The 350-nt window shown below is 67.4% G+C and carries 1 protein-coding gene; it reads left to right on the top strand.

Features of this window, described 5'->3' with window-relative positions:
* Nucleotides 1-56: 56 nt before the first annotated feature.
* Nucleotides 57-350 (top strand): SulP family inorganic anion transporter (locus Y887_RS17460; RefSeq protein WP_046965556.1); only part of this gene is annotated, 294 nt, incomplete at its 3' end.

The raw sequence follows: 350 nt of genomic DNA, 5'->3' as shown, positions 1-350 counted from the left end.
CTATCGCCGCTGCGCCTGTCCGCAGGCTGTCCTTTTTGTCCCCGGAGTGTCCCCCAATGTCTTTGCTGCGTGCCGAACTGGCGCAATGGCGCGCCTCACCTGCGCGCGAACTGATGGCCGGTGCGGTCGCAACATTTGCCCTGATTCCCGAAGTGATCGCCTTCGCCTTCGTGGCAGGCGTGGATCCGCAGGTCGGCCTGTTCGCGTCCTTCGTCATCGGTATCGTGATTGCGTTTTGTGGCGGCCGCCCGGCGATGATTTCCGCCGCTGCCGGTTCGGTGGCGCTGGTGGCCGCGCCGCTGGTGGCGGCGCACGGCTTGCCGTATCTGCTGGCGGCCGGCCTGCTGGCC

The organism is Xanthomonas pisi DSM 18956 (assembly GCF_001010415.1).
Taxonomy (GTDB): domain Bacteria; phylum Pseudomonadota; class Gammaproteobacteria; order Xanthomonadales; family Xanthomonadaceae; genus Xanthomonas; species Xanthomonas pisi.
This window is presented reverse-complemented; position numbering and strand designations above follow the sequence as displayed.